We start from the raw sequence: 4446 nt of genomic DNA on the forward strand, positions 1-4446 counted from the left end.
CCCGAGCCCTGCAGGCCGGCCATCAGGATCACCGCCGGCGGCTGGACGTTCAGGGCCAAGCCCTCGTTGACCTCGCCCATCAGAGCCGTCAGCTCGTCGTTGACGATCTTGATGAGCACCTGGCCAGGGGTCAGGCTGCGGGTAACGTCGGCACCCAAGGCGCGCTCGCGCACCCGTTCTACGAAGCCGCGCACCACCGGCAGGGCCACATCGGCCTCCAGCAGCGCCATGCGCACCTCGCGCAGGGTGTCTTTTATGTTGTCCTCGGTGAGCCGAGCCTGGCCGCGCAGGCCCTTGAGCACGTCGCCGAAGCGCTCCTGCAAGCTGTCGAACATGATGTGTATCGGGGACGGAGTCGGAGGAGAAATGGCCGCCGGGCCGGCAACCAGCCACGGGCCGTCAGCTTTGCTGCGTCGGCTGCACGATGCGGGTTCCGTCGCGCACGACCAACGAGGTGCTTAACCTAAATCAAGGCAGCCGCAAAGAACAGCCCGCTGACGCACGCCCGCCAGCGCGGGCGCGTTCCGACGGGCACCCAGTTGTGCGATGATCCGCAGCCATGAGCAGTGCCCCCATCGCCCTCGTCAGCATCGCCGCCTACATTGCCAGCGCGAGCCTCATCGGCTGGCGCCTGTTCAACCGCGACCTGAGCTCGGTACAGGTGCTGCGGCAGACCACACTGGGGCTCGGCTTCCTCGGGCTGCTGCTGCACACCTGGCTGTTGTACCAAGCCATCTTCAGCCACGCCGGGCTGAATCTGGCCTTCTTCAATGCGTTGTCGCTCGCCTCCTGGACGGTGGTGGCGTCGCTGTTGATCTCCAGCTTGAGCAAGCCCATCGAAAACCTCGGGCTCGTGATCCTGCCGTTGGCAGCCATCACGGTGCTGCTGGATCTGATCTACCCGGGCGTCGGCTTCATGAGCGACGACGCGAGCTGGATCCTGAAGCTGCATGTGCTGCTGTCCATGCTCGCCTACAGCCTGCTCACGCTCGCCGCCGTGCAGGCGGTCCTGCTGGCGGTGCAGGACAACTATTTGCGCCGGCGCAAGCCGAACACCTTCATCCGCACGCTGCCGCCGTTGATGACCATGGAAGCCCTGCTGTTCGAGATGATCGGCATCGGCTTCGTGCTGCTGACGCTGGCGCTGCTCTCGGGCTTTGCCTTCCTCGAGAACATGTTCGCCCAGCATTTGGTGCACAAGACCGTGCTGTCTGTGCTCGCATGGATGGTCTTCGGCGGACTGCTGCTCGGCCGCCGCGTTTGGGGCTGGCGCGGCCAAAAAGCCATCCGCTGGACCCTGAGCGGCTTCCTACTGCTGATCCTTGCTTACTTCGGCTCCAAGTTCGTGCTGGAGCTCATCCTGCATCGCTGACCGCCGCCCGTGCGATCGGATTGCGCGCAGGGCCGCGACGAGCGCAACGCGACACCGGGCTCCAACCCCGCCGATCATCGTCGTGGGCCGACCGGCAGCGCAGGTCGGCGCTCAGCGCAACGAGGCCCGACACCACCGCGCTCCGGGGTCGACCCTCAGCTCGCCCGCTTCCGCCGATACCAGATGAGGTCCTCGGGTCGATCCAGATCCGGCAATGACGCCAGCTCCCGCCATCGCCACCCCAGCCCGGCCATGCGCTCCCGGGTGACTGCCGCAACCTGATCGCCCCCCCAGGGCATGTCCGCGAAGAGCTCGCGCGCCGCCTGCCGCAGCCCGAGCAGCACATAGCCGCCATCATCCGCAGGCCCGAGCACCGCGTCCTGCGGCGACGACTCCAACAGCGCAGTCAGCGCTGACGTGACCTGCGCCGACCCGAGCCCCGGACAGTCGCAGCCGATCAACACCACGGCCTCAGCCTGCGCCAACGCATTCGTCGCCGCATGTCGCAGGCGCGCACCGAGGTCGTCGCCCTGTTGCGTGTGCAGCGACACCGCCCAGCGCGCCGCCAGCTCGCGGAACACCGGGTGCCCGGCATCCGGCGCGCACCATAGCTCAATCGGCGCGATCCCGGCTGGCGCGAGCCGAGCCAGGGTGTCCTCCAGCAGTGCCCGATGCAAGTCCGCTGCGCCGTCCGCCCCCAGCGCTGGAATCAGCCGCGTCTTGCAGGCGCCAGCGACCGGCGCTTTTGCGAACACCAGGACGCGCGCCCGCGGGAAGCGATAACCAACACCCACGCGGAGCGTCGCACTCAGCTGAGCGCCCCGCCGCAGCTGCTGCCCTGGCCCGCCGTGCAGCCGAAGCAGTGCTCGCCGACGCGGATGCCGGCCCCCGTGAGCCCATCGGCATCCGTCAGCTCGCTGATGTGCCGGCGCTCGTCGCCCGCCGAGCCCACCGGAAGCCCCAGCATCTGGTTGAAGTCGCAATCGTAAACATAGCCCTGCCAATCGATGCTGATGAGGTCGCGGCACATGACCGCATCCAGGTTCTCATCCCGGTGCGCGTCCTTCAGCAGGCGCATGTACTCGTTGAAGCGCCCGGTGGACAGCAGCCAGCCGCCGAAGCGCCGGATCGGCATATTGGCCAACGTCAGCAGCCGGTTGAAGCGGATGCCGTAGCGCTCGGCCAGCTCGCGCTTATAGTCCGCCTCTAAGGCGCACTGCGGCGGGGGGAGCACCGCGTCCACCGGGTTGTAAACCAGGTTGAGCAGCAGTCCGGTGGCATCGGCATCGTCGGCGCCGTAGCCAAGGGCGTTCAAGCGCTTAAGGCCGCGCACACTGCCGTCGAAGACGCCCTTGCCGCGCTGGCCGTCCACGTTATCCTCCAGATAGCAGGGCAGCGAGGCGATGATTTCCACGCGGTGATCGGCCAGGAACGCCGCCAGGTCCGCCTGGCCTGGCTCCTCCAGGATGGTGAGGTTGCAGCGGTCCATCACATGCATGCCGAGCCCCCGGGCCCGCTCCACCAGCGGCCTGAATACGGCGTTGAGCTCCGGCGCGCCACCGGTAATGTCCAGAGTGCCGGCACCGCTGCGGGCCACGAAGTCCAGCACCTGCTCCATGGTCTGCGCAGTCATCTCCTCATGCCGCTTCGGGCCGGCGTCCACGTGGCAATGTACGCAGGACTGATTACAACGGTAGCCGAGATTCACCTGCACCGTGCTCAGGCGGCGACGCACGATGGGCGGAAATTCGGTCTCGAGCAGCAGGGGTTTCGAGTCCAGCACGACAGAGCTCCAGAACAGCTTGGGAATCCGCGCCGTAACCACGGCACCCTCCCGAGGTGGCGGCGCCCGCTCGATTGTCAAAACCCGAAGCAGTGATACACTTGGGGGCTCGGGCAAGTCTGGCACGCAAGTCGCCACCCGCCCAACCGCCCGCACCTCACGGGGCCGTAGCTCAGCTGGGAGAGCGTCGCGTTCGCAATGCGAAGGTCAGGGGTTCGATCCCCCTCGGCTCCACCAATCTTTCCAAGCCTTTGCCGCGCCTTCCTCAGGCGGATTTTGCGTCAGCGTGACGCCCAGTGTGACAACTTGCACGCGTTGACGACGGATTTGCGGCAGAGCCGCCCGGCCCAAGCACTCCGATGACCCAAGCCGGCTGCCCGGCTGCTCGCCGGCGCGCACCACGCGCCCTGGCCAGCGGTTACGCGCTAGGCTCTCAGAGCACCCGGTCGATGAAGTGCACCACGCCGTGCTCGAGCTCGGCGCTGGCGATCACGGCGGCGCCGTTGACGAAGGGCCGACCAACCCAGTCGGCGGCGATCGGCTCGCCCCGGAGCGACATCAGCACCCTGCCCTGCTGCAGCGCCTCACGCGTCACGCTGCCGGGAACGATGTGCCCGTCTACCAACGCCTCAAGCGCCGCGCGATCGTGCACCACCGCGTCGAGCGCCTCGCCCGGGAACCGCGCGAAGGCGGTGTCCACCGGCAGGAACAGGGTGTAGGGGCCGCCGACGTCTGGCGCCTCGCCCCAGCCCACCGCCCGCAGCAGGCTGTTGAAGAACGCCACGGAGACGGAATCAGGCACCGCGCCGGTCGCCCGGCTGCCGAGCACCTCCGAGACGAAGCGCCCCCAGACCAGCGGGTCCGGGGCCGGCGCCGCAGCGGATGCCGAAGGCTTCGGGTCGAACTCGCTCACCCCCTCATCCGCCGGAGCACGCGGCGCCGCCATCGCGACCGCGGAGGCGAGGCTGGCTGTCAGTGCGAGCAGGGTTGACGCGCGCCGAGCGCGGATCATCTGTGGCACGTGCATGGGAATCACCGTAAGTCGCTGAGTTGGCGTCTTACGGCAACCAGGCGCGCGCGTTGGTTCCAGGCGTGATCCCTGCGGTTCGTGGGGAGACGGCCACCGCCATGCGCGCCGGCCAGGTTCTGCACGCAGAATTTCCCTGACATCGCGCACGGCAGCGCACCGCCCCCTCCAACCCGCCACCGGCGCCCAACCAGTCCCGATTGACGCAGACATGCCAGCACGAAGGACGCCGCCTGCCGACCACAGACGCGGCGCCCGACAGCC

Annotated in this window: 5 protein-coding genes and 1 tRNA gene; 2 read left to right on the plus strand and 4 right to left on the minus strand. The window is 68.0% G+C overall.

Annotated features, from left to right (window positions below; all coding sequences use genetic code 11):
• Positions 1–335: signal recognition particle receptor subunit alpha (locus I6U14_RS08855; protein ID WP_296898565.1), on the minus strand; the 335-nt coding region annotated here is incomplete at its 3' end.
• 224 nt (positions 336–559) lie between these two features.
• Between I6U14_RS08855 and I6U14_RS08860 the strand changes: the two genes are divergently transcribed.
• Complete coding sequence (locus I6U14_RS08860) at positions 560–1372, plus strand: inner membrane protein YpjD (RefSeq protein ID WP_296898567.1); 813 nt, start codon at positions 560–562, stop codon at positions 1370–1372.
• 155 nt (positions 1373–1527) lie between these two features.
• Here I6U14_RS08860 and I6U14_RS08865 read toward each other — a convergent pair whose 3' ends face one another.
• Both I6U14_RS08865 and arsS read right to left on the minus strand, forming a co-directional pair.
• The gene (locus tag I6U14_RS08865) at positions 1528–2127 is read right to left on the minus strand and encodes a TIGR04282 family arsenosugar biosynthesis glycosyltransferase (protein WP_296898568.1); all 600 of its coding nucleotides are present in this window, start codon (positions 2125–2127) and stop codon (positions 1528–1530) included.
• A 53-nt stretch (positions 2128–2180) separates the two neighbouring features.
• A complete protein-coding gene (arsS, locus tag I6U14_RS08870) occupies positions 2181–3155 on the minus strand; it encodes an arsenosugar biosynthesis radical SAM (seleno)protein ArsS (protein ID WP_296898569.1) in 975 nt (324 codons plus the stop codon).
• A 161-nt stretch (positions 3156–3316) separates the two neighbouring features.
• Between arsS and I6U14_RS08875 the strand changes: the two genes are divergently transcribed.
• Positions 3317–3392: transfer RNA gene (locus I6U14_RS08875), tRNA-Ala, on the plus strand.
• A 196-nt stretch (positions 3393–3588) separates the two neighbouring features.
• Here I6U14_RS08875 and I6U14_RS08880 read toward each other — a convergent pair.
• The gene (locus I6U14_RS08880) at positions 3589–4182 is read right to left on the minus strand and encodes a fasciclin domain-containing protein (RefSeq protein WP_296898571.1); all 594 of its coding nucleotides are present in this window, start codon (positions 4180–4182) and stop codon (positions 3589–3591) included.
• Between the last annotated feature and the right edge of the window lie 264 nt (positions 4183–4446).

It is taken from the genome of Thiohalocapsa sp., assembly GCF_019695415.1.
In the GTDB taxonomy this organism is placed as follows: domain Bacteria; phylum Pseudomonadota; class Gammaproteobacteria; order Chromatiales; family Chromatiaceae; genus Thiohalocapsa.